The organism is Nocardia sp. XZ_19_231 (genome assembly GCF_015355705.1).
Lineage (GTDB): Bacteria > Actinomycetota > Actinomycetes > Mycobacteriales > Mycobacteriaceae > Nocardia > Nocardia salmonicida.
Map to the genome: position 1 here is coordinate 908,171 of NZ_JACUZI010000003.1, position 23,855 is coordinate 932,025.

Consider the following 23,855-nt stretch of genomic DNA (forward strand, 5'->3'; position numbering starts at 1 on the left):
CGTCGGCTCGGGCGGCCCATTGCGGCCCGGCCCGTTGAAACCTCGGGCGGGCTCAGGGCCCGGCCGACCGTTGGCGCCCGGCTGCGGATCGAAAGCCTCGCCCGGTCGACCGTTGAACCCCGACGCGGGTCGGCCGTCGAACGACTCGCCCGGTCGGCCGTTGAATCCCGACGCGGGGCGGCTGTCGAAGGAACCGGCGCCCCGACGCTCGTCGAAACCCGATCCGGGGCGGCTGTCGAAACCCGGGCCGAGATCGGCGAGATCGTCCAATCCGCGGGACTGCCCCGGACGACCCATGAATGCCTGCGGCGCGTCGATGCCCGCCTCATACAGCGGCGCGTCGAACGACGGGCGGCCAGGGGCCGGGCTCGGCTCGTTGGCCTCCTCCGCGGCTTCGGCGGCCCGCCTGCGCGCCGCCCGCCCACCGGTCACGGGGGGCGGCTTCGGCGGCTCGGGATACGGGGCGGCATCGGACTCGTCCGGCCGATGCCGTCTGCCTCCACCGACCGCGGGCAGCGCACCGGAGCCGAACATCTCGGCGATACCGGGATCGACCGGCTGCGAGGGCACGCCCGGCACGCCGAGCCGACCCGGACCACGGCCCGCCCGGGAGCCCGTGTCGCGGGCTTCGGCGCGGAACGGACCGAACGGATCCGACGACGGTCGCTGTTCGCCGAGACCGAGTGGATCGGGCGCGGAGTACCCCGCGTCGGGGTCGAATCGGGCGATCGGGCCCGACATCGGCGAGAAGGCCGGTTCGGCCGGGCCGGGCGGCGGGTAGGGCGCGGGCTGATAACTCGCGGGCGGCTCGTACGTCGGCGCGGGTTCGGGCGCGTAGGTCGGCGCGGGCACATAGGCGGGCGGGGGTTCCGGCGCGGGCGGGGCGGGCGCGGCGTGCGAATTCGGCTTCACCGCCGCGTTCTCGCCGGTCAGATCATTGACCGAGAGCCCGCGACCACTGCGTCGCCGTCGTCCACCGCCGCCGCCGGAAGCAGCGGGCGCGGCCCCCTGCGCGGCATTGCGAGCCAGCAGCTCGGCGACCGATAGCTGCTTCGAATCCTCACTGCTCATGCCGACTCCACTTCCGCGACCGGCGTGACCGGCGGCACCGCGGCCGGTCCACCTCCGTTGGGCTCGGAGTCCAGTTTGCGCAAGATAAGGCCTTCGCGCAGCGCCCATGGGCAGATTTCGATGCTGTCGAGCGATAACGCCCGCATACTCGCCTCCGCGACCAATGCTCCGGCCACCAATTGCTGGGACCGGTCCGAACTCACACCCTCCAGTTCCGCGCGGTCCGAGGCGGTCATCCGAGAGATGAACGCGATCAGCTGGCGCAGACCGGAGCTGGTCAGTGTACGTCGCACCCTGGGGCCGGCGGCCGAGGGTGCCGCGCCGGTCAGCCGGGCCAGCGAACGGAATGTCTTCGAGGTACCGACAGCCAGGTCGGGCTTGCCTGCCCCGACAAGGGTCTTGGACGGGACCACCAGTTCGGCGTCGAGCCAGTCCCGCAGGACCGCGATCTTGCGCTTGCCCGGCGGGTCGTCGCGCAGCCAGTCCCTGGTGAGCCTGCCCGCGCCGAGTTGTAGCGACAGCGCCACATCGGGCTCTTCGTCGCCGCCGTTGGACAGCTCGAGCGAGCCGCCGCCGATGTCGAGATTGATGATCCGTCCCGCGCTCCAGCCGAACCAGCGGCGCACCGCAAGGAACGTCAGACGGGCCTCGTCCTGGCCGGTGAGCACCTGCAGTTCGACCCCGGTCATGGATCGCACGCGAGCGAGCACTTCCTCGGAATTGGTCGCCTCACGCAGGGCGGAGGTGGCGAACGGCATCAGCTCGACGCACTTGGAATTGCGTGCCAGATCGGCGAATTCGAGGATGGTCGCGACCAGTCGGGCCTCACCCTCTTCGGTGATCCGGCCCATCGAGTCCATGCTCTCCGACAGGCGCAACGCCGACTTCGACGAGCTCATCGGCATCGGGTGGCCACCACGATGGGCGTCCACCACGAGCAGGTGGACGGTATTGCTTCCGACATCGAGAACACCAAGCCGCACACGAATACGGTACTTGGTGATCCGGTACCACAGGCCAGGCGACTGAACTGTTAGCGTCAGCAGCTGTGACCGAAGGCGCATCTGGCACCGCGGAGACCGGGCTACGACCTGGGCGAAAGATCGATCCGGCCCCGGAAGTCGAGCTCGATTTCCCACGGGAGTGGATCGAGTTCACCGACCCAGCAAACGACGAGCACCAGATCGTCGCCGATCTGACGTGGCTGCTGTCGCGCTGGACGTGCGTGTTCGGCACGCCCGCCTGCCAGGGCATCATCGCCGAACGGCCCGACGACGGCTGCTGCTCGCACGGCGCGTTCCTTGCCGACAAGGACGACCGCAAGCGCCTCAACGGTGCTGTGAAGATGCTCACACCCGAGGACTGGCAGCTGATGGGCGAGGCCACCGAGCACGGCAAAGTCGTCAAGAAGGGTTACCTCGAACTCGACGAACTCGAGGACGAACCGGCCTTGCGCACCCGCCGCTTCGACGGCGCCTGCATCTTCCTCAACCGCCCAGGTTTCGCCGCGGGCCCCGGTTGCGCGCTGCACATCATGGCGGTGCGCAAGGGCATCGAACCCCTGGAAGTGAAGCCGGACGTGTGCTGGCAGCTGCCGATCCGGCGGACCCAGGATTGGGTGGAACGCCCCGATGGCGTGCAGATCCTGCGCACCGTGGTCACCGAATACGACCGGCGCGGCTGGGGTCCCGGCGGCCTGGATCTGGATTGGTACTGCACCGGCTCCCCCGATGCCCACGTCGGCGCGAAGCCGGTTTGGCAGTCCTACGGCCCGGAGCTGCGTGAGTTGCTCGGTGCGCCCGCCTACGACGAACTCTCCCGGCACTGCCGCCGACGCGAGGGTCTCGGGCTGGTCGCGGTACATCCGGCCACGGTCGAAGCCGAGCGGATGAACCCCGAATCTCACGGATCGAATCACTCGGAGTGAAAACCTCGTAACCATTCGGTTCATCTGTAGGTCGTGCATCTGTCACCGAACTCGGGTTGGATAGCTGTCCATGTCCAAGAAAGCGATCTACGCAGCGACCCTCGCGATCGGCGCGACCCTCTCCATGACCGGCCTGGCCAATGCCGAACCGAACGGTGATCCGGCCGCGTACGCGGACTTCACGGCCGATTTCGTGAACTACAACGACCCGGCGGCGATCGACGCCGCCAAGAACGGCAAATACATCATCATCTCCACGGTGGGCACCTCCTCCCCCATCGGCTGCCGCGGCAACGGCGCCGACGTGCCGATCTACGACTGCAAGCAGTTCGACGGCGTGGAAGTGGTCTCCCTGAAGAAGATCGAAACCCCCCTCGGCACCGCATGGAGCGTGCTCTGACCGCCTCTCCGCGACTCTTGGCCAGATCCAGGCGCGGGAGAGTCGGGCACGCGGCCGGCTGCAACGTCGTTAGCTGAGTTGGCTCGTGCCCGGTGAGTTACCCATGTTCTTGCTAGATCAGCCATTCTGTTTATGAACGAAAAGATCCCGCCGGTGCGCCGGCGGGATCTTCTCGTTGTGGTGGGTGGTGTCAGGCTTCGAGCTTGTAGCCGAGGCCTCGTACGGTGACGAGGTGTTCCGGCTTGGCCGGGTCGGCTTCGATCTTCGAGCGCAGTCGCTTGACGTGCACGTCGAGGGTCTTGGTGTCGCCCACGTAATCGGCGCCCCACACCCGGTCGATCAGCTGGCCGCGGGTGAGCACGCGACCGGAGTTGCGCAGCAGGTACTCGAGCAGGTCGAACTCCTTGAGCGGCAAGGTGACCTGACCACCGTTGACGTGCACGGTGTGCCGGTCCACATCCATCCGCACCGGTCCCGCCTCGAGCACGCCGTTCTCGCTGCCCGAGTCCAGCTCGTCACCGGCGCCGCGGCGCAGCACGGCCCGGATCCGCGCGATCAGCTCGCGCGCCGAGTACGGCTTGGTGACGTAGTCGTCGGCGCCCAGTTCCAGCCCGACGACCTTGTCGATCTCGCTGTCACGCGCGGTCACCATGATCACCGGCACGCCGCTGCGCGTGCGCAGCTGCTTGCACACGTCGGTGCCGCTCATGCCGGGCAGCATCAGGTCGAGCAGCACGATATCGGCGCCGGAGCGGTCGAATTCGGCCAGCGCGGACGGGCCGTCGCCGACGACGGTGACGTCGAAGCCTTCCTTGCGAAGCAGGAACGCCAGCGGCTCGGCCAGCGAATCCTCGTCTTCGACGATCAACACACTCGTCATCTGCGTGCCTCCACACCGTTCGTTCGTCCCGCGAGAGTGCGCGGGACGGTGGTTTCTCTCGTGGTGGACTCCGGCGTCTGTTCCGCGTCCTCGTCACCATCGGTTTCCAGATGGGCGGGGATGCGCAGCGTGAACGTCGAGCCGGTGCCCAGTTTGCTCCACAGGGTGATTTCACCGTTGTGATTGGCCGCCACGTGTTTCACGATGGCCAGGCCGAGCCCGGTGCCGCCGGTCGATCGGGAACGGGCCTTGTCGGAACGGAAGAACCGCTCGAACACCCGTTCCTGATCTTCCTTGGCGATCCCGATGCCGCGATCGGTGACCGCCATCGCGACATGATCGCCGCGTAGCGACCGGCTCACCGACACATGCGAACCCTGTGGCGAATACGCGATCGCGTTCTCCACCAGATTCGACAGCGCGGTAACCAGCAACGTTTCGTCGCCGAGCACTTCCAGCCCACTCGGCCGGTCGGTGCTGACGGTGATGCCCGCGGCCTCGGCGGCGGTGCGCGAGCGGTCGACCGCCTGCTGCACCACCGTGTCGACGTCGACCACGGCCAGATCGGGCAGTTTCTCGGCGCCCTGCAAGCGCGACAGCGCGATCAGCTCGGTCACCATCTTGCCGAGGCGTCGCGATTCCCCGAGCACACGGGAACCGAAGTGGCGCACGGCTTCGGGATCGTCGGCCGATTCCAGCATGGCCTCGGCCAGCAGGCTCATCGCGCCGACGGGGGTCTTGAGTTCATGGCTCACGTTGGCGACGAAATCGCGCCGGGTGGCCTCCATGCGGGCCTGCTCGGAATCGTCGTCGGCGAACAACACGACGAAGCTGGTTTCCTCGCGGGAGAGCTTGCGGGCCACGCCACGCACGGCGATCCGGCCACGACCGGGTAGCGGGTTCTTGGCGGTGAGGTCGTACTCGGCGGACTCACCGGTCGCCAGCACCTTCTCCACGGCCGCCCACGCGCGTTCGTCGAGCAACCGGTTGCGGACCAACCCGAGTTCCTCGGCGCGCGGATTCACGAGCACCACATCGCGGTATTCGTCGACCACGGCGATGCCGGACTCGGACGCGAGCACGATCAGGTCGAGCACCTGCGACATCGTCAGCCCGGTGTCTTCCTGGGTTCGGGCGGCTTGCCTGGCATTGACGAACGGGATCAGCAGGCCCCCGACTGCCAGCCCGACGACAGCCGCGAGGACTGCCAACAGCACTGCCTGCGGAACACTCACAAGATTGATCGTACGAGTGCGGACCGACATAACGTCGGCGGGTCGGCGAAGTTTCACGCAGGTCACAGGCACTTGGTATGGCGTTCTTTTGCCGTTCACCCGGCGGGCACCTGAAGCTCCGCCGGGCGTGTCAGTTCGGCGGTTCGCCGTATATCGCGGTGGCCACCGCGGGCCCGTGCCGCTCGACCCATGCGCCGAGCGCATATATCGGAACGAGCAGATCACGGCCCGCTTCGGTGAGTTCGTCTTCGACCCGTGGCGGCGATTCGGCATACCGCCGCCTGCGTACGAGCGTCATCCGCTCCATCCGCCGCAACGTGTGGGTGAGCATCTTCTGACTGATCCCACCCGCGCCAACGAGAAGTTGGCTGTGACGTTGCGGACCATCGCGCAGCAGGTACACCACCACCGGCAGCCACGAATTAGCGAACAGATCCACCGACCGAGTCTTCGACTACGCCGCGATCCCGAGACCCAGCGCCACGGCGACCGGCGCCAGGTACAGCACCGGGAACGCCACCGTCTTGTACGAGCGCGCCCGCAACACCGTCACCACCGCACCGGCGAAGTACAGGATCAGCCCGATCGCGGCGAGTATCCCGATCACCGGCACGAACAACCCCACCAGCAGCCCCGCCGCACCGAGGGCCTTGGCGATTCCCAGCGGCGTCCACCAGGTCTGCGGGACGCCGTATTCCACCAGCGGCTCCACCACGAACGGTGCCCGGCGCAGCAGTGAGAACGCCGAGAACCCCACCCACAGTGCGGCGACGACGGTGACGATGACGTAGGCGGTGAACATGGCGTAACTCCTTCGGCAACCGCGCGTTTCGCGGATCTACCGAGGTGACGACACAGCCGACGCGAGTGTGACATCGCCCGGACGGCACAACGAAGGAGTTACTTGCCGCCCTGATTGGCGACAGCGGCGGCACCGGCGGCAGCGGCAGCCGGGTCCAGGTACTCGGCGGCCTTCACCGGGCGCATGTTCTCGTCCAGCTCGTAGACCAGCGGGATACCGGTGGGGATGTTCAGGCCGGAGATGTCCTCATCCGAAATGCCGTCGAGGTGCTTCACCAGCGCGCGCAGCGAGTTGCCGTGCGCCGCGACCAGCACGGTCTTGCCGGTGCGCAGTTCCGCGGAGATGGTGTCTTCCCAGTACGGGACCATCCGCTTGACCACATCGAGCAGGCACTCGGTCTCGGGGACCTCGATGCCCGCGTAGCGCGGGTCGCCTTCCTGGCTGTACGCGTTGTCGGGCTGGATCGGCGGCGGCGGGGTGTCGTAGCTGCGACGCCACAGCATGAACTGATCCTGGCCGTACTGCTCGCGGACCTGCTCCTTGTTCTTGCCCTGCAGGTCGCCGTAATGGCGCTCGTTGAGGCGCCAGTCGCGCACGACCGGGATCCACAGCCGGTCGGCGGTGCCGAGGGCGTTGTCGGCGGTGCTGATCGCGCGGCGCAGCAGCGAGGTGTAGACGACGTCGGGCAGGATGCCTGCCTCTTTGAGCAGCTCTCCGGCCCGTTTACCCTCGGCGATGCCCTTGTCGGTGAGTTGCACGTCCACCCAGCCGGTGAACAGGTTGAGGGCGTTCCATTCGCTCTCGCCGTGGCGCAGCAGCACGAGGGTGTAGGTCATAGGGGTCATTCTGACATTTCGACGATGTCAGGCCCACTCCACCTCGTCGAAGCCGATGCTCAGCTCGTAGGGTCCGCCTTTGACCAGCGCGTCGACCTGTAATCGCGACGCCACCGAGTCGACTTCGCGCACTACGGCGCACACCCCTTGGAACGGACCCTCCGGAATATGGACGACATCGCCCGGCACGTAGTCGGCAGCCACCTCATCGAGGCTACGCGCGCCGACGACCAGGCATAACGAACGCGCCGAGCGCATCGCCAGCCGGACCGAAGAGCCCTCACACCGCCTCAGCTCGCGGCCGCCTCGACCGCGAGCACCCCCGCGCCGACGAGCGTGGCGCCCTCGCTCAACGTCGACAGTTCCACCGACAGCTCCTCGATGAACTCGAGCCGCGAATGCCTGGCGACGGCAGCCCGCAACGGCCCCCACAGCGGCTCCCCCGAATGCGCGAACCCACCGCTGATCACCACCCGATCCACATCCAGCAGCGCGGCCGCCGACGAAATCGCCTGCCCCAAGGCGGTTCCCGCACGAGCCATGGCGGCGAGCGCGATCGGGTCACCACCACCCGCGGCCTCGGCGAGTTCCACACCGCTGCCGCCCGCCCAGCCACGCGCACGCGCCCAACGCACCGACGACATCCCGCTCGCCACCGCCTCCACACACCCGACTCCCCCACAGGGACAAGCGGTGTCGTCGCCGGGCACCACGATGTGCCCGAGGTGACCGGCATTGCCCGTGCGCCCCACCACGACTCGCCCGTCGGCGATGATCCCCCCACCGACCCCCGACGACACCGTCAGGGCCAACCCGTTGTCCACCCCACGCAACCCACCGACTCGATGCTCTGCCAGCACCAGACACGCGCCGTCGATCGCCAACCGCACCACCGCGTTCGGGAACAGCGCCCGCACCTGCTCGACGATCGCGAACCCGTCCCGCCACGCCGCGAGGTTCAACGGCCGGATCACCCCGGCAGGCACGTCGACCGGTCCGGCCGACCCGATCCCGACCGCGCTCACCTCGTTGTCATCTGCCACAGCGACCAGAAGCTGCCGACATGTCGCCCACGGGTCGTCCGAGGCCGCGGCCACCCGGCGCACCCCGTGCAGCCCGTAGTGCGGGTCCACAAGTCCCGCGGCAAATTTCGTCGCCCCGATATCGAGCGCTAGCACCGCCATCACCACTCCTACCTACTGCATCGGGCCTGACCAGCGCCGGTTATGCCCATCACTGATGTGAAGCGTCACAAGGTGTGGCACGCGACACTTTGACTACTGGTCGGTACAGAGCACCGGTTTTCGTTAGATACTTCTGCACGGGTCGGGTCGTTTCGTTGGGCAGCACTACTATTGATGAAGGAAAGCTGTGTCGAGAATCGCAATATTGGTGTTGAGTCTGCTATCAGTGGGCTTGTTCGCTGCTCCTGCGGGTGCGAACCCGCTTTATCCGACGCCGGATCCGGATCCGTTCTTCACCGCACCGGCTGACATCAGCGCGCTGGCACCCGGTGACGTCGTGCGGACCCGCCACATCGACACCTGGATGTACCCGGGCACCGATGGTCACCAGGTCGCCTTCCGCTCCACCAACTCGGCGGGCGACGCGATCATGGGCATCACCACGGTGCTGCTGCCGACCGGCGTGAAGAACCCGCCGCTGGTGTCCTACCAGGCGCTGATCAACTCCATCGGCACCCGCTGCAACCCCTCGCAGTCGCTGTTCAACGGCGAGCTGCAGGACGCGCCGGGCGCCATGCTGCCGTTGGCGCGCGGCTGGGCGATCTCGGTGCCCGATTACCTCGGCCCGACGGTGGCCTACGGTGCGGCCAAGCTCAGCGGCATGATCACTCTCGACAGCGTGCGGGCCGTGCAGAAGGTCGCCGAGCTGGGTGTCGGTTCCTCGCCGGTCGCGATCGCCGGCTACTCCGGTGGCGGCATGGCCACCGCGTGGGCAGGTGCGCTGCAGCCCACCTACGCGCCGGAGCTGAAGCTCGCGGCCGTGGTGTCCGGTGGCATCCCCGCCGACCTCGAGTTGATGGCCGACGCACTGGGTTTCGCGCCGCACCCCGGCTTCGGCCTCGCCTTCGCCGCCGCCATGGGCATCGAGCGCGAGTACCCCGATCAGGTGCCGGTGTCGGACCAGCTCAACGAAAACGGTCTGTGGTTCCGTGAATTCACCAAGGACGCGTGCCGTCGCTTCCTGCTGTTCCACGGCGCCCTGCGCAATGCCGACCAGATGGCGGCATCCAAGGAGCTGCTGGGCAGCCAGGTCGCCCGTGGCGTCCTGCGCGAGAACAGCCTCGTGCACTTCCAGGGCGCGCCGACCGCACCCACCTACATCTGGCAGGGCAAGTACGACATCCTCACCCCGTACGCGCCGGTCGCCGACACCATCGCCCGCTGGTGCGGTGCGGGTGCGCCGGTGCAGTTGAACACCGTCGAGATCTCCGAGCACATGACCGCCGCCGTGGCGGGCTTCCCTGATGCCTGGAACTACGTCGAGGCCCGTTTCCGCAACGAACCGGTCCCGACCAACTGCTGAGCTGAGAAACGATGCCGGACAGGAACTCTCCTGTCCGGCATCGTTTGTTTTCAGACCTTGTCGGCGTCGTCGATGATGTGCTCGAAGGCGCGCAGATTCTTCAGCGACTCACCCCGCGAGACCCGCCACTTCCATTCCTTGCGAATGGATTCGGCGAACCCGAGCTCGAGCAGGATGTTGAAGTCGTTGTCGACGGCTTCGAGGATCTGACCGAAGATACGGTCGAGTTCGTCGTCGGTGACCGACTCGGCGGACATGCGGCCGACCAGGTAGATGTCGCCGACATTGTCGAGGGTGTAGGCCACACCGTAGAGGCGGCGGTTGCGCCGCAGCAGGTATTTGTAGACGCCTTCGAAGTTCTCGTCGGGCTTGCGGCAGACGAACGATTCGATGCGAACCCCGTGCTTGCCGACGGTCAGCATCACCGTGGTCTTCAGCTTGCGCTCACCCGGCAGCACGACGATGAACGTGTCGTCACCGTGGCGGGTGTATTCGATCTCGCGATCGCGCAGCGTGTCGTCGATGATCTGTGAAACGGCGCTCACCTGCGCACTCCCGTCCGGCGCCGCCACAGCGCCCGCGATCTGGCCTGACTTGTCTCGCCGGCGTGCAGCGCGATCGGTCCGCGTTCGGCGCGGAATCCGGCCATCGCGGCAGCGTAGCTGTCGAGCAGCCCGTCGGCGGTGTGCGCCCAGGAGAACCGGCTCGCGTGCTCGACCGCGGTCGCGCCCATGCGGGTCAGCCGGTCGGGATCGTCGAGCAGGGCCGCCAGCGCGTCGGCCCAGTCGGGCGTGCGATGCCCCGGCACCAGCAGGCCGGACTCGTGGTTGCGCACCGCGGTGCCGAGACCGCCGACATCGGCGGCGAGCACCGGAGTGCCGCTGGCCTGTGCCTCGATGGCGACCAGGCCGAAGGATTCGTTGTAGCTGGGCACGGCGACCACGTCGGCCGCGCGGTACACCTGCACGAGCTTGTCGGCGGGCTGCGGCGGCAGGAACGTGACCCGTTCGGCGATGCCGAGAGCGGCGGCCAGTTCGATCAGCGCGTGCGGCTTGGCCAGTCCGGTACCGGACGGCCCGCCCACGATCAGCACACGCAGCTTGCGGCTCGGATCGCGACTCAGGAGCTCGGCCGCGGCCCGCACGAGCACATCGGGGGCCTTGAGCGGCTGGATCCGGCCGATGAACGCGACGATCTGCTCGTCGGCGCGCAGACCGAGTTCGGTGCGCGCGGCGAGCTTGTCGCCGGGGCGGTAGCGGGTCAGGTCGGCGCCGGGGGGCACCACGTCGATGCGGTCGGGCGAGGCGCCGTAGAGCTCGACGAGCTGATGGGCTTCGTCACCGGTGTTGGCGACGAGCCGGTCGGACTCGGCGATCACCTGCTTCTCGCCGATCACCCTGGTTTCGGGTTCGGGGGTATCGCCCTCGGCGAGCGCGGCGTTCTTCACCGCGGCGAGGGTGTGCGCGGTGTGGACCAGCGGCACCCGCCAGCGATCGCGCGCGAGCCAACCGACCTGGCCGGAGAGCCAGTAGTGCGAGTGCACGAGGTCGTAGTGGCCGGGCAGGTGGCGCGCTTCCTGGCGCAGTACCTCGGCGGTGAACGGACACAGCTGGGTGGGCAGCTCGTGCTTGTCGAGTCCCTCGAACGGGCCCGCGACGACGTTGCGCACGATCACGCCGGGTCCGGCCTCGGCGACCGGCGGCAGCTCCGACGAGGTCGCGCGGGTGAAGATCTCCACCTCGGTGCCGCGTTTTGCCAGCTCGAGCGCGGTTTGCAGCACGTAGACATTCATCCCGCCCGCGTCCCCGGTGCCGGGCTGCGCCAGCGGCGAGGTATGCACCGATAGCACCGCGATGCGATGGGGCAAAAGTTCGGGACGACGCTGGCTCACACCCTCCAGTGTGCACGCCGCGACGCCGCCACCGTTGCCCCTACCGGGTTCGGTGACGGCTGTCACAGCGCGTTCGTGAGTCAGTTCACGGCCTCGTCGCAGTCGAGCCTGCCCGATCCGGCGCCGGAGCGCGAGCGGATTTCGGACAGCACAGTGGCTGTCACGCCCGGTGCAGCGCTGCCTCGAACACGGGCCACGATTTGTGCATGTCCTGCTCCCAGTAGCCCCACGAGTGGGTGCCGTTGGGGCGCATATCCACCGTGGCGGGGATGCCGAGCGTTTGCAGTCGATCGCGCAGCTGCTGGGTGCACAGATTCGTGACGGCCTCCAGCCCGGCGCCGAACAGCAACTGCATGGTCATCTGGGCCGGGTCGCCCTGGGCGAAGATGTTGTCGTACGGGCCGGGAATGCCGGTACCGGAGGAGATGTAGACGTCGGTGCCGCGCAACGATTCCGCGTGCAGGTACGGGTCGTTGTCCGACCACTCGGGATCGGTGGGTGGGCCCCACATATTGGCCGCGTTGCCGAGCCTGCTGCCCACCACCGTTCGCACGATCGCCTGTCCGCGTGGATCACTCGTACGCACACACCCGCTGTAGGAGCCGATCGCCCGGTACAGTCCCGGCTCGGAGAGCGCGAGTTGGAACACCGAGGTCCCCGCCATCGACAGTCCAGCAATGGCATTGGCGCCGGTACCGTCGAACTCCTTGTCGATCACGGGCGGTAGTTCCTTGGTGAGGAACGTGGTCCACCGCTGCTTGCCGAGCACCGGATCGTCGGTCTTCCAGTCCGCGAAATAGCTACCGGCTCCGCCGAACGGAATCACCACATTGACCTGTTTGTCCTTGAAGAACTCGACGACATCGGTTCGATCCAACCAATTGCCGTCGCTACCCCCGCCCACTCCGTTGAGCAGATACAGCGTCGGCGCAGGCGCATTCGGATCCGCCGCCCGCAACACCCGCACCCTGGTGACGATGTCCATCGCCGGTGAGTACACGCCCACGTCGATGGTGCGATCCGCCTCGACCCGCTGATCATCGATGCGCGCTGTCGGCTCGGCGCCCACTGGCGCCCCGACCACTAGACCGGCCAACACGACCGACACGGCCACTACAACCCGTGCGCCCACTGCCCGACCGAACATCATCGAACTCCGTTCTCGACGCCGAATCTTCTTCTCCACATACGATCCAACGACATTCCAGAACGCTACACACGAATTCAGCGAAAGTCTGTGACGGTTCCCATAAGATTTTCCCGAAATCTGTACGTTCGTTCTCCTTCGTTCCCCGGCACAATCACGAGCCGATCACATCGGCACCGCCGACCAATCACATCACCGACCCTACCTGCGTGGTTACACCCACCCGCGTGTCGCCGCGCGATCTCTTCCGCGCACACCGTCGCCCGATTCCATCGGCGGAAATAGACCGGTCAGACTCGTTAGCTGATGCCGTGAATTGCGAAATATGACACAACAAGCATGCAAAGTTATTCGCAAGTCATGAATCAGCGCCGACCGAGCGGGCCGACACGACCTGCGAGCAGGCGGCAGTTTCAGCCGACCCGCAAGGCCGCGGCGAACAGCGGCCAGGAGTGACGGAGGTCGTCGCGCCAATAGCCCCAGGAGTGAGTTCCGTTGGGGCGCAAGTCGATTGCGGCGGGGATGGCCAGCTCGCGAAAACGGGTAGCGAGCTGCTGTGTGCACAGGCCGGTTACCGCGTCGAGGGCACCGCCGATGATCAGCTGGTCCACCAACTTCATCGAATCACCGCTCAGTCCAGGTCCGTCGACGGTGTCGAGCGCACCGGGAAGGCCGGTCCCGGAGGAGACGTAGATGGCGAGGCCGCGCAATCGCTCGGCGTGCAGAAAGGGATCGTTGGCAGCCCAGAGGGGGTCGCCGGGTTGTCCCCACATGTTCACAGGGTCACCGTTCTGACCGGAGACAACGGTGTTGACGATGGCGTGGCCCTGCGGACCGCTGGTGGAGACGCAGCCGCTGTAGGAGCCGACGGCCTTGTAGAGCTGGGGTGCCGCGAGCGCCAGTTGGAAGGCCGCGGTGCCTGCCATCGACACCCCCGCAACGGCATTGACGCCGTCGCCGTGGAACTCGGCGTCGATGACGCGGGGCAATTCGCGGGTGAGGAAGGTAGTCCAGCGCTGACGTCCGAGGACGGGGTCGTCGGCCCGCCAGTCGGCGTAGTAACTGCCCGCGCCGCCGATCGGCATCACGACGGTGACCTGCTTGTCGGCGAAGAAGGCGTCGGCGTCGGTGCGGGTGAGCCAGTTGCCGCCGTCACGCCATTCACCGGTGGGGCCGACGCCACCGTCGACGCCGTTGAGCAGATACAGCACCGGCGCCTTCGCCGTGCCGTCGGGCGCGGGCAGCACCGCCACAGTCACCGACTTCGCCATGGCGGCGGAGTACACCACCAGCTCGACGACCCGGCCGGGACCGGGCGCGACGGATATCAGCCGCGCGGCGTCGGAGGTCGGGTTCGCTCCGGCCACCGGGGCGGCGCACGTCAAAGCCGCCGCAAGAACCAGCACACAACGCGTCAAGACGCTCATGCGCCACCTCCATGCCCGGCCGCAGGACAAGGCCGTCGAGCTCAGAGTAGGTCGCCCTCACCTGCCCTGGACATGTTTCTGAAACATTGCCGATTCAGAGAGGGTGGGGTGCGTCGAACTCACTCCAGCGCGTCGACAAACGCGCTGACCTCGGCAAAGAAGCGCGGCCGGTCCTCGATGAAGAGCCCGTGCTGGGCCCCTTCCCAGAAGGAACCACGGGCGTCAGGGGCATTGTCGAGGATGTACTGACCATTGGCCGCCGGGACCACCGGGTCGTCGGTGCCGTGCAGCACGAGCACCGGAACATCCAGCGCGCGCAGCGTTTCGGTGTTGTCGATCGTGCGGTAGAACAGCGCCTTGCGTACCGAAGGCGCGGTCGCGAGACTGCCGCCGAACAACCGCTGCGCATCGACACCCTTGTCCGCGCCCGGCCCGGTATTGGCATTGCCGAACACCGCGAACGCACGCACCGCGCGCCCGGCGGCCTCGTCGAACACCCCCGGAATCGCCTTCTCCATCGAGGGCCCGGGAGCCGCACCGGGCACATCGCGGCCGATATGGGCGGGCGCACCGCAGTAGACGACACCCGCGACCGCCGAGGTGCCATAGGTGGCGAGGTAGTCGGTGGCGACGATCCCGCCGTAGGACCAGCCCAACAGCACCGCACCGGAGTCGATGCCCTCGGCGGCCAGCACCGCGGCCACATCGCCCGCCCAAGCCTTCGGATCGTCATAACCGGCGCCGGGATCGTCGGAGTACCCGTGCCCGCGCAGGTCGACCGCGATCACCCGGTATCGCTCGGCCAGATCATCGGCGGCCGCACCCCAGCAGCGCAGATTCCCCGCCCACCCGTGCAACAGCACCAGCGGTCTACCGGTGCCGCTCACCTGGTAGACGATCCTCGTTCCATCGGCACTGACAGCATCGCGAATAGCCATACCGACAGGCTAATCGGCGCGGTCGCGAAGCGATCCGCACGTCTGACGTCACGGTGATCGGAGCCATGGCGCCCGCAAATCCGGGGCGAATAAGATCGACCAACATGAGCATTCGCACCGCCGTCGTCACCGGAGCCAGCTCGGGAATCGGTGAAGCCACCGCCCGGGAACTGGCCGAGCAGGGCTATCACGTCTATGTGGGCGCCCGTCGGTTCGACCGGGTGCAGCGCCTCGCCGCCGAGATCGGCGGCACCGCGCTCGAACTCGACGTCACCTCCGAGGAATCGGTGCGCGCGTTCACCGACGCGATCGACCACGTCGACGTGCTGGTCAACAACGCGGGCGGCGCGAAGGGCATGGCCACGGTCCTCGACGCCGATCTCGACGACTGGCGCTGGATGTGGGAGACCAACGTCGTGGGCACCCTGCGCGTGACCAAGGCCCTGCTGCCGAAACTGATCGCCTCCGGCGACGGCCTGATCGTCACCATCACCTCCATCGCCGCCCTGCACACCTACGACAACGGCTCCGGCTACACCTCCGCCAAGCACGCCCAGGCCGTTGCCCACCGAACCCTGCGCGGCGAACTCCTCGGCCAACCGGTCCGCCTCACCGAGATCGCCCCCGGCGCCGTGGAAACCGAGTTCTCGCTGGTCCGCTTCGACGGCGACGCCGACCGCGCCGCCAAGGTCTACGAGGGCATCGACCCCCTCTACGCCGCGGACATCGCCGAAATCGTCGGCTTCGTGGCCAGCCGCCCGCCCCACGTCAACCTCGACACCATCGTCGTCAAACCCCGCGATCAGGCAGGCCCCGGCTCCTTCGCCCGCCGCTCCTGAGTACGGCGGATACCCGCGTTCGACCCTCCTCGCCCGGTAAACGTGAGGCTCGACACGACTGGGCGTCGAGCTCCTCGGTCGATCTGCTTCGCGCGCCATCCCGTCGGGTACCTCAATTCCAGGGCGGGGTAGGCGAATCCAGGATCGGTGGCCGTTCGGGTAGCGGGGCGGGCGGCGGGAATTGATACTGGGAGCGGATCGCTCGGGTGTTGCTATGAATTCGCCATGCCGAGCGAACGATAGTTAACATGGCCGTTTGTCGATAGCCAGTCTGAGGAGTAGATGTTCGATGCTCGGTATCAAGTCCGTTTTCGGTGGGTTCAAAGATTTCCTGATGCGCGGGAACGTCATCGACCTCGCGGTCGCGGTCGTGATGGGTACCGCGTTCACTGCGGTGGTCTCCTCGTTCAGCAAGGGGCTCATCAATCCGATGCTCGCGGTGTTCGGTTCGACCAATGAACTCGGCCTCGGTGTCCAGCTGATCGCCGACAAGCCGGCGACCTTCATCGCGTTCGGCCCGATCATCACCGCGTTCATCGACTTCTTCATGGTCGCCGCGGTCCTGTACTTCGTGCTGATGCTGCCGATGAAGTCGCTGAAGAACAAGTTCGGCACCACCAAGGACGCCGAGCCCACCGAGACCGAACTGCTCATCGAGATCCGTGATCTGCTGGCCAAGCAGCAGGGGATGACCACCGACGAGACCGTCGCGCTGAGCAAGGATCGCGCCAGCGAGTCCGTCGAGGCGTAGCCGGTTCAGACGTAGGCCGGAGTCTTCGTCGGCCAGCGCGGGTGGTCGGGGTCGATGACGTAGGAGTGGGTGTGCTGGAAGTGCCGGGGCCCGATCTGGATCGCGTCGGCCAGGATCGCCGGGTCGACCGAGCCGAGTTCGTGGATGTGGGTGATCTCGTTCGGGTCGTGCCGGGGCCACAACCGGATCGCCGTGGTGGCGCCTAGGGCGGCGATGACAGCCAGGGTCGCCCAGGTGGCGGTGAAACCCGCGGTGGTGGCCAGCCAGCCGGTGATCGGGTAGGTGATCAGCCAGGCGAGATGGGACAGGGAGAACTGGGCCGCGAACAGGGCAGGGCGGTCCTGCGCACGAGCGGAACGACGCAGGACACGGCCGGTCGGGGTAAGGATCAGCGCGGTGCCCGCGCCGATGGTGGCCCAGGTGGCGAGGGCGGCGGACCAGTGCCACTCGCCGATCGGCAGGGTCGACAGCGCGAGCGCGGCGGCGAGGCCGACGAGCAGAACAGCGGCACCGGCGAGCATGACCGGACGCTCGCCGCGGCGGTCCAGGATCCGGGGCAGGGCGAGGGCGATGACCATGGTGCCGAGGCCGTTCGCCGCCAGCAACAGCGCGACGCCGGACTGATTGCCGCCCAGCACGTCCCGGGCGTAGTTCACGGTGTTGACCATCACCACCGAGCCCGCGGCGGCGACCACCAGGTTCAATCCGAGCAGTCCACGCAGTCGCGGAGTCGCCGCGAACAGTCGCAGCCCGGCGGCCAGCCGTTCGGTGATCGCACCGTCTCCGACTACCGCGTTCGGGATGCGCGCGGCCAGCACCAGCGCGACCGACACCGCGAAGCCGAGCCCGGTGCCGACGAACAGCCAGTGGAAGCTGATCAGACTCAGGGCCAGCGCCGCCAGCATCGGGCTGAGCAGCGTTTCCATGGTCGCCGCGAGCTGGGCCGCCGACAGCGCCTTCGTGTAGTCGCGCTCGTCGGGCAGGATGTCGGGCAGAACCGCCTGGTAGGTGGGCGTGTAGGCGGCCGAGGCGATCTGTAGCAGCGTGATGAGCACGTAGATCTGCCAGATCTGGTCGACGAAGGGCAGAGTCAGCACGATCGCGCCGCGAATTCCGTTGAGCGCCATCAGGAACTGCCTGCGCGGCAGTCGACCCGCGTAGGCGCCCGCGATCGGCGCGACGGTCACATAGGCGACCATCTTCAGCGTCAACGCGGTACCGAGCACGATGGCCGCGTTGCCGCCCGCCAGTTCGTAGGCGAGCAGACCGAGCGCGACGGTGGTGAGTCCGGTGCCGAACAGGGCCGCGACCTGGGCGGTGAACAGCAGTCGGTAGTCGCGGTGAGCGAACAGCGAGGTGGTCATGGCCTGCCTTTCAAGACTGCTTATCTGCGTATATATGCAATAAGCAGCTTAAGGCCGGAGATATTCCCGGACAACCGAAGACTTCTTCGGCTTGACCTCGAGAACGGTTGAGGTAGGACGGTAGAGCGCAGCGGCGGCCGAGGGCCGTCACCGACGAAGAGGAACGTCATGAGCGCCACGGTTGACCACGTCCGAACCGATATCAGCCCGCTGCGGCTCGCGGTCGTCATCGGCAGTACCAGGGAGGGGCGTTTCGGCCCGACGATCGCGAGCTGGTTCGTCCGGCAGGCGGCACTGCGCGACGCCATCACCGTCGATGTCGTCGACACCGCGAGCATCGAGTTGCCGCACGCGTTCGGCGCCGCCACCGACCATCCCTCTGTCGCGGAGGCCACCGAAAAGCTCTCGCGCGCCGATGTGTTCGTGGTGGTGACACCCGAGTACAACCACAGCTACCCGGGTTCGCTGAAGAACCTGATCGACACCCACCACGCCGAATGGCAGGCCAAGCCGGTGGGCTTCGTCTCCTACGGCGGCATCTCCGGCGGGCTGCGTGCCGTGGAACACCTGCGTCCGGTCTTCGCCGAACTCCACGCGGTCACCGTCCGCGACTCGGTCTGCTTCCCGAATCCGTGGGGCCGATTCGACGACGCGGGCGAGCTCACCGCTCCGAATGATGCCGACGCCGCCGCCGCGACCATGCTCGATCAGCTGACCTGGTGGGGCGAAGCACTGCGCGCCGCCCGCCTGGCCCAGCCGTACGGGAAGTGACCGCCGTGCTCACCACCGTCGAACCGACCACCAGCCGCGATCCGATGCGGGTCGCCCTGGTCCTGGTGGTCGGCATGATCATGGCGACGCTCGATCAGACCATCGTGAATGTCGCCATCAACAAGTTGTCGATGGAATTCCACGCGGGCCTGAGCACGATCCAGTGGGTCGCCACCGGCTACTCGCTCGCCCTCGGTGCCGTGGTGCCGACCTCGGCGTGGCTGGTCGGCCGATTCGGCGCCAAGCGGCTGTATCTGACGGCGATCAGCGCGTTCGTGGTCGGCTCGGTGCTGGCCGGACTGTCGTGGAACATCGAGTCGCTCATCGCTTTTCGACTGATTCAGGGTGCGAGCGGCGGGCTGTTGATGCCGGTCGGCATGACGATCCTGCTCCGCGCGGCCGGACCCGAGCGGCTGGGGCAATTGATGAGCACGCTCGGGTTGGCCATTCTGGTCGGCCCGCTGCTGGGCCCGGTGATCGGCGGATACCTGATCGACGAGGTGTCGTGGCGGTGGATGTTCTTCATCAATCTGCCGCTGGGCGCGTTGGTGCTCCTACTGGCGATGCGGGTGGTGCCCGACGACACGCCGGAACCGCCGCGGGCGCTCGACATCCGCGGGCTGCTGCTGATGTCGCCCGGGTTGGCGCTGGTCATCTACGGCGTCACCGCCGCGGGCGAGAGTGCCGGGTTCGCCACCCCCGCGGTGCTGGTGCCGCTGCTGGTGGGGATCGGCTTGATCGCCGCGTTCGTGCGTCGTTCGCTGACCACCTCGGTGCCGCTGCTGGATCTGCGCGTGCTCGGCAACCGGATCACCGGCACGTCCGCGGTGCTGCTCGCGGTGTTCGCGGGCGGCTACTTCGGTTCGATGTTGCTGCTGCCGTTGTACTTCCAGGTGGTGCGCGACGAGTCAGCGCTGGTGGCAGGCACTTTGGGGATTCCGTTCGCCTTGGCGTCGGGCGCGACGATGCAGGTGGCGGGCAGATTGATCGATCGGATCCCGCCCGGCCGGTACCTGCCGGTGTCGATCACGGTGGCGCTCACCGGGTTCGTGCTGTTCGTGGTCCAACTCGACGCGGACGCGCCGTACTGGGCGCTGTGCCTCACGATGGTGCTGATGGGCGCGGGCGGCGGCGGAACCCTGATGCCGGTGATGACCACGGCCACCCGGCCGCTGAGCCGCGAGCAGCAGCCTGCCGGGTCGACGGTGCTCAACATGATCAGCACCACCTCGATGGCGATTGGCACGGCGGTGGCCTCGGTGACACTGGGCGCGCTGCTCCCGGTGGCGGGTGGCCTCCAGGCGCTGCATGCCATGACGGCGGATCAGCGGGCCGAACTGGCCCCCGCTCTGGCCGACGCGTTCCAGCACACCTATCTGATCGCGCCCGTCATGATCGCGCTGGCGCTCGTCCCGGCACTACTCCTGCCCCGTCGCTAGAAGAGGCCGAACCGTCGTGCCGTGGACATCGCACCGCGGCACGACGGCAGGGGTCGGATCTATCCGGCGGGCAAGGCGGACATCGACGTCCACGTCGACCAGTCGACGGCCCAGTCGTAGATGTCGCCGTCGGCCTGGGACAACTCGATCGAGGTGCCGGTCACCTCCACCGGATCGCCGTAGAGCGCGGTCGGGAAGTAGGCCTGAGCATCGCCGGGCGAGAGGTTGATGCAGCCGTTGGTGACGTTCGACGAACCCTGGGCCGAGAGGGATTCAGGGTTGGCGTGGATGAATTCGCCGTTGTTGGAGATGCGGACGGCCCAGCGTTCGCGAACGTTGGTGTAGTACGGCGGATTCGACATCATGAAGTCCTCGTACTTCTCGGTGACGACGTGCACGCCCGAGCGGGTGACATTGCGCGGCTCGTTGCCTTCGCCGTAGGAGACCGCGAAGTCGAAGATCGTGGCGCCGTCGCGCACGACCTGCATGCGGTGGCTCGGTGCGTTCGCGATGACGATCTGGCTGCGGCCGATGGTGAAGTCGGAGGTGACATCGGAGTCGCCGTAGGCGCCGCCGCCGAGGTCGACGCCGTAGAGCTTCGCGGCGACGTGCACGGTGGTGCCGGGAGTCCAGTAGTTCTTCGGACGCCAGTGCACCCGCGAGCCGTCGTCGTCGGGCAGCCAGGCCCAGGATCCTTCGGTGCCCTGGTCGGTGGTGACGGTGAGCGCCTTCTCCACGGCCGCCTTGTTCGCGACCGGCCCCGCGAACTTCAGGATGATCGGCGCCCCGATCCCGACTTCCTGGCCGTCGCCGATATTGATCGTGGCCGGGACGGTCGACTGGGGGCTGATCGTGGTGAAGGTGCCGTCGATCGTGACCGGTTTGGCGTCAGCCCCGATGGCCGTCCCCGCCCAGGTGTACGACGCGCCGTAACCGAGCGGTTCAGAGACCTTGTAGGTGGTGCGGTCGGGGCTGAGCTGACCGGTGATCTGTTTGCCGCCGGCATTGGTGAGGGCGATCTGGTCGATCGTGCCATGGGCGACCGTCACCGAAACGGGCGCGACGGGATCGACATCGGTGGCTCCCGGTGTGGGCGCGATGGTGACCTGCGCGACCGGCGCCGCCGCCTCGGCATCCTTGCCCGGCCGGTCGATCGTGCACCCGGTGAGCACAACGAGCACCGCCAGCAAGATCACCGCAACCACGGATCGACCGCCACGAACGCCCACTTCACGGCGCTGCGCCGACGAACTACGACGCGCGGTAGCCCGCGCGCGCGCAACATACCGGTTACCGAATGTTTGCTCACGCATCGAATGTACGCCGAGCTATCGACCCGCACCCCGTGAGCGCGGTCTCACCACAACCGCTACTGCCGGTTGAGCCATTCCTCGGTGAACGTGGCCTCGTTGCCGAGGAGTTCGATCAGGCGCTCCGAGATGGCCGCCTCGATCTTGCCGCCGAACAGCGGGATCTTCACCTCGATGGTGCCGTTGATGGCGGTGGTGGAGCCGGTGCCGTCGTCGGGGGCCATGGTGACCGTGCCACGGACCACAGCGGGGGCGCCGTCCACGTGGGCTTCGAAGATGCCACCGATGCCGGTGTAGGTCTCGGTGCGCGGAATGACCAGGTCACCGGGGCGCACCGCGGTGATGGCGGGCGGGAGCTGGTCGGCGGGGATGGACTGCACCATCTGGACGCGGACCTGGTCGCCGTCGACGGCGAAGGCGTCGAGCCGGGCACCGGGGCCGCCGACCTCGGCGATCCGGGCCTTCCAGTACTGCTCGTCGGAGTACGCGGCGCGCACCGCATCGACGGAATGCGTGTAGCCGGCAGTGAACGCCAGAGGTGTAGCCATGTTCGACACGGTACCGTCTGCGGACGTGCGTACAACACGGGTGGTGTCCTCCGATCAGCTGCGTGACCTGCTTGCCGATACCGGCGCGAAGGTCCGCGATTCGGTGCGTTTGTCCGAATTGACGACCCTGCGGGTCGGCGGGCCCGCGCTGCTGGCCGAATGTGCGAGCACCGAGGCCCTGGTGGCCACGGTGAAGGCCCTGGATGCGGCCGGTATCGCGGTGCTGCTGGTGGCGGGCGGGTCGAACCTGCTCATCGACGACGCGGGCTTTGACGGCGTGGTCGTCCGGGTCGGCACGACCGATGTTGAGCTGGGCGCCGACGGCGTGGTGGCCGAGGCGGGCGCGAACTGGGACGAGGTCGTCGCGGCGACCGTCGCGGCCGGGCTGGGCGGGTTGGAGTGCCTGTCCGGGATTCCGGGCTCGGCCGGTGCGACGCCGGTGCAGAACGTGGGCGCCTACGGCGTCGAGGTCGCGTCGCTGTTGCGCCGGGTGCGTCTGCTCGATCGCAAGACCGGGGACGTGCGCTGGGTCGCGCCCACCGAACTCGGCTTCGGCTACCGGACCAGTGTGCTCAAGCACAGCGACGACGCCGTGGTCCTCGCGGTCGAGTTCGCGTTGGATCCGAGCGGGCTGAGCGCGCCGTTGCGCTACGGCGAACTGGCGAAGGCGCTCGGCGCGGGCGACGGCGAGACCCTGCCCGCCGAGCAGGTGCGCGCGCAGGTGCTCCGCCTGCGGGCAGGCAAGGGCATGGTCCTCGACCCCGCCGATCACGACACCTGGAGTGCCGGTTCGTTCTTCACCAACCCGGTCGTCACCGAGGACCAGTTGCCGCGAGTGCTGGCCGCGATCGCCGCGCACGTCGGCGACGACGTCAAGGTGCCCACCTATCCCGCACCGGACGGCACCAAGCTCTCGGCGGGCTGGCTCATCGAACGAGCCGGTTTCGCGAAGGGCTTCCCCGGTGAAGCCGCCGCCGCGCGCCTGTCGACCAAGCACACCCTGGCCCTGACCAATCGCGGCACCGCGACCGCCGCCGACATCGTCGCCCTGGCCCGCACCGTCCGCGCGGGCATTCAGGAAAGGTTCGGCGTGACGCTGGAGCCGGAACCGGTAACCGTCGGCATCGATTTCTAGGACCGAGCACAGACAACCCACCACTTCCCGCCGCCCACACCCCAACCACGTAACGTGTCCTGCCATGGCACGCAGACTGGACTACTCCGCTCGCTACCCCCTGCACACCACCGAAGAGCTGTACGCAGCCCTCCAGAGCAGGGACTACTGGGAAGCCCGCGTCGCCGAGATGCGCAAGCACGCGCCCAACAACGAAGTGGTCAGCCTCGACGTCTCCGATGACGGCATCGACGTGGTCCTGCACCACACCCTGCCCCGCGAGATGCTCCCCGAGATCGCCCAGACCGTCATGCGCAAAGACATGGTGATCACCCGCAAGGAGAGCTGGGGTCCCTTCGCCCACGACGAGACCGAGGGCAAGTTCTCCGCCTCGATCCCCGCAGGCCCCGGCAGCCTCACCGGCACCATCCGCCTTTTCCCCACCGAAACCGGCGCCACCATGCGCTTCTCCCCCACCGCCAAGGTCTTCATCCCCATGGTCGGCCCGCGCCTGGAGCAGTTGATGCTGGTGAACCTCGTCGACCTGTTCCGCGCCGAGCAGGAAGAAACCGTGCGCTACCTGGATCGAGAATCCGCCGAGAAGACCGTCTGACCCAC

25 protein-coding genes are annotated in these 23,855 nt (G+C 67.6%); 9 read left to right on the top strand and 16 right to left on the bottom strand.

Annotated elements, in window-relative coordinates:
• Positions 1-1,067: 1,067 nt before the first annotated feature.
• On the bottom strand, positions 1,068-2,054 hold the full coding sequence (locus IBJ82_RS17355; protein WP_194826895.1) for a Ppx/GppA phosphatase family protein: 987 nt from the start codon (positions 2,052-2,054) through the stop codon (positions 1,068-1,070).
• Positions 2,055-2,173: 119 nt separating this feature from the next.
• Between IBJ82_RS17355 and IBJ82_RS17360 the strand changes: the two genes are divergently transcribed.
• Together IBJ82_RS17360 and IBJ82_RS17365 are read left to right on the top strand one after the other, a co-directional pair.
• On the top strand, positions 2,174-2,998 hold the full coding sequence (locus IBJ82_RS17360) for a hypothetical protein (protein ID WP_194827209.1): 825 nt from the start codon (positions 2,174-2,176) through the stop codon (positions 2,996-2,998).
• A 70-nt stretch (positions 2,999-3,068) separates the two neighbouring features.
• Entirely contained in the window at positions 3,069-3,398 is a 330-nt protein-coding gene (locus tag IBJ82_RS17365; RefSeq protein WP_101465522.1) for a hypothetical protein, read from the top strand.
• A 190-nt stretch (positions 3,399-3,588) separates the two neighbouring features.
• Here the strand turns inward: IBJ82_RS17365 and IBJ82_RS17370 are convergent, their stop codons facing one another.
• The 7 genes from IBJ82_RS17370 to IBJ82_RS17400 form a co-directional block, all read right to left on the bottom strand.
• Positions 3,589-4,278: a response regulator transcription factor gene (locus IBJ82_RS17370; protein ID WP_056814516.1), complete on the bottom strand. Its 690-nt coding sequence runs from the start codon at positions 4,276-4,278 to the stop codon at positions 3,589-3,591.
• Positions 4,275-5,513: a cell wall metabolism sensor histidine kinase WalK gene (locus IBJ82_RS17375; protein ID WP_056816211.1), complete on the bottom strand. Its 1,239-nt coding sequence runs from the start codon at positions 5,511-5,513 to the stop codon at positions 4,275-4,277. Before IBJ82_RS17375 ends, IBJ82_RS17370 begins: the two co-directional genes overlap by 4 nt.
• Before the next feature lie 130 nt (positions 5,514-5,643).
• Positions 5,644-5,952 carry a helix-turn-helix domain-containing protein gene (locus tag IBJ82_RS17380; protein ID WP_194826896.1) on the bottom strand — a complete coding sequence of 103 codons (309 nt, stop codon included), beginning with the start codon at positions 5,950-5,952 and terminating at the stop codon, positions 5,644-5,646.
• Positions 5,953-5,967: 15 nt separating this feature from the next.
• The gene (locus IBJ82_RS17385; protein ID WP_194826897.1) at positions 5,968-6,315 is read right to left on the bottom strand and encodes a DoxX family protein; all 348 of its coding nucleotides are present in this window, start codon (positions 6,313-6,315) and stop codon (positions 5,968-5,970) included.
• 98 nt (positions 6,316-6,413) lie between these two features.
• Positions 6,414-7,151 (bottom strand): phosphoglyceromutase, encoded by a 738-nt coding sequence (locus IBJ82_RS17390; protein ID WP_194826898.1) that lies wholly within the window; start codon positions 7,149-7,151, stop codon positions 6,414-6,416.
• Between the two features lie 27 nt (positions 7,152-7,178).
• Positions 7,179-7,355 carry a hypothetical protein gene (locus IBJ82_RS17395; RefSeq protein ID WP_228537169.1) on the bottom strand — a complete coding sequence of 59 codons (177 nt, stop codon included), beginning with the start codon at positions 7,353-7,355 and terminating at the stop codon, positions 7,179-7,181.
• Between the two features lie 86 nt (positions 7,356-7,441).
• Complete coding sequence (locus IBJ82_RS17400) at positions 7,442-8,335, bottom strand: ROK family protein (protein WP_194826899.1); 894 nt, start codon at positions 8,333-8,335, stop codon at positions 7,442-7,444.
• A gap of 232 nt (positions 8,336-8,567) precedes the next feature.
• On the opposite strand from IBJ82_RS17400, the gene IBJ82_RS17405 reads away from it, so the two are divergent.
• Positions 8,568-9,698 carry a lipase family protein gene (locus tag IBJ82_RS17405; RefSeq protein WP_228537354.1) on the top strand — a complete coding sequence of 377 codons (1,131 nt, stop codon included), beginning with the start codon at positions 8,568-8,570 and terminating at the stop codon, positions 9,696-9,698.
• 50 nt (positions 9,699-9,748) lie between these two features.
• Here the strand turns inward: IBJ82_RS17405 and IBJ82_RS17410 are convergent, their stop codons facing one another.
• The 5 genes from IBJ82_RS17410 to IBJ82_RS17430 all read right to left on the bottom strand — a co-directional run bounded on the left by IBJ82_RS17410 (position 9,749) and on the right by IBJ82_RS17430 (position 15,101).
• Positions 9,749-10,225: a YbjN domain-containing protein gene (locus tag IBJ82_RS17410; protein WP_370585370.1), complete on the bottom strand. Its 477-nt coding sequence runs from the start codon at positions 10,223-10,225 to the stop codon at positions 9,749-9,751.
• Positions 10,226-10,239: 14 nt separating this feature from the next.
• The gene (gene mshA / locus IBJ82_RS17415) at positions 10,240-11,598 is read right to left on the bottom strand and encodes a D-inositol-3-phosphate glycosyltransferase (RefSeq protein WP_194827210.1); all 1,359 of its coding nucleotides are present in this window, start codon (positions 11,596-11,598) and stop codon (positions 10,240-10,242) included.
• Between the two features lie 151 nt (positions 11,599-11,749).
• Entirely contained in the window at positions 11,750-12,736 is a 987-nt protein-coding gene (locus IBJ82_RS17420) for an alpha/beta hydrolase family protein (RefSeq protein WP_194827211.1), read from the bottom strand.
• 413 nt (positions 12,737-13,149) lie between these two features.
• The gene (locus tag IBJ82_RS17425) at positions 13,150-14,163 is read right to left on the bottom strand and encodes an alpha/beta hydrolase family protein (RefSeq protein ID WP_194826902.1); all 1,014 of its coding nucleotides are present in this window, start codon (positions 14,161-14,163) and stop codon (positions 13,150-13,152) included.
• Positions 14,164-14,282: 119 nt separating this feature from the next.
• Positions 14,283-15,101 (bottom strand): alpha/beta fold hydrolase, encoded by an 819-nt coding sequence (locus IBJ82_RS17430; RefSeq protein WP_194826903.1) that lies wholly within the window; start codon positions 15,099-15,101, stop codon positions 14,283-14,285.
• A gap of 104 nt (positions 15,102-15,205) precedes the next feature.
• Here IBJ82_RS17430 and IBJ82_RS17435 point away from each other — a divergent pair, with 104 nt between their 5' ends.
• Both IBJ82_RS17435 and mscL read left to right on the top strand, forming a co-directional pair.
• The gene (locus IBJ82_RS17435) at positions 15,206-15,940 is read left to right on the top strand and encodes an SDR family NAD(P)-dependent oxidoreductase (protein WP_194826904.1); all 735 of its coding nucleotides are present in this window, start codon (positions 15,206-15,208) and stop codon (positions 15,938-15,940) included.
• 289 nt (positions 15,941-16,229) lie between these two features.
• Positions 16,230-16,691 (top strand): large conductance mechanosensitive channel protein MscL, encoded by a 462-nt coding sequence (mscL, locus tag IBJ82_RS17440; protein WP_194826905.1) that lies wholly within the window; start codon positions 16,230-16,232, stop codon positions 16,689-16,691.
• Between the two features lie 5 nt (positions 16,692-16,696).
• Here the strand turns inward: mscL and IBJ82_RS17445 are convergent, their stop codons facing one another.
• A complete protein-coding gene (locus IBJ82_RS17445) occupies positions 16,697-18,055 on the bottom strand; it encodes an MFS transporter (protein ID WP_194826906.1) in 1,359 nt (452 codons plus the stop codon).
• A gap of 168 nt (positions 18,056-18,223) precedes the next feature.
• Here IBJ82_RS17445 and IBJ82_RS17450 point away from each other — a divergent pair, with 168 nt between their 5' ends.
• Together IBJ82_RS17450 and IBJ82_RS17455 are read left to right on the top strand one after the other, a co-directional pair.
• Positions 18,224-18,826, top strand: coding sequence for an NADPH-dependent FMN reductase (locus IBJ82_RS17450; RefSeq protein ID WP_194826907.1), 603 nt, complete (start codon positions 18,224-18,226; stop codon positions 18,824-18,826).
• Positions 18,823-20,265 carry a DHA2 family efflux MFS transporter permease subunit gene (locus IBJ82_RS17455; protein ID WP_370585350.1) on the top strand — a complete coding sequence of 481 codons (1,443 nt, stop codon included), beginning with the start codon at positions 18,823-18,825 and terminating at the stop codon, positions 20,263-20,265. Before IBJ82_RS17450 ends, IBJ82_RS17455 begins: the two co-directional genes overlap by 4 nt.
• A gap of 59 nt (positions 20,266-20,324) precedes the next feature.
• On the opposite strand, the gene IBJ82_RS17460 is transcribed toward IBJ82_RS17455, so the two are convergent.
• Together IBJ82_RS17460 and IBJ82_RS17465 are read right to left on the bottom strand one after the other, a co-directional pair.
• Complete coding sequence (locus tag IBJ82_RS17460; RefSeq protein ID WP_370585351.1) at positions 20,325-21,470, bottom strand: Ig-like domain-containing protein; 1,146 nt, start codon at positions 21,468-21,470, stop codon at positions 20,325-20,327.
• Between the two features lie 164 nt (positions 21,471-21,634).
• Positions 21,635-22,123, bottom strand: coding sequence for a DUF2505 domain-containing protein (locus tag IBJ82_RS17465; protein ID WP_194826909.1), 489 nt, complete (start codon positions 22,121-22,123; stop codon positions 21,635-21,637).
• On the opposite strand from IBJ82_RS17465, the gene IBJ82_RS17470 reads away from it, so the two are divergent.
• Both IBJ82_RS17470 and IBJ82_RS17475 read left to right on the top strand, forming a co-directional pair.
• Entirely contained in the window at positions 22,122-23,258 is a 1,137-nt protein-coding gene (locus IBJ82_RS17470; protein WP_194826910.1) for a UDP-N-acetylmuramate dehydrogenase, read from the top strand. The genes IBJ82_RS17465 and IBJ82_RS17470 overlap by 2 nt on opposite strands.
• A 64-nt stretch (positions 23,259-23,322) precedes the next feature.
• Positions 23,323-23,850, top strand: a complete 528-nt coding sequence (locus tag IBJ82_RS17475) for a DUF2505 domain-containing protein (protein ID WP_194826911.1) — start codon at positions 23,323-23,325, stop codon at positions 23,848-23,850.
• The last annotated feature ends 5 nt before the right edge of the window (positions 23,851-23,855 follow it).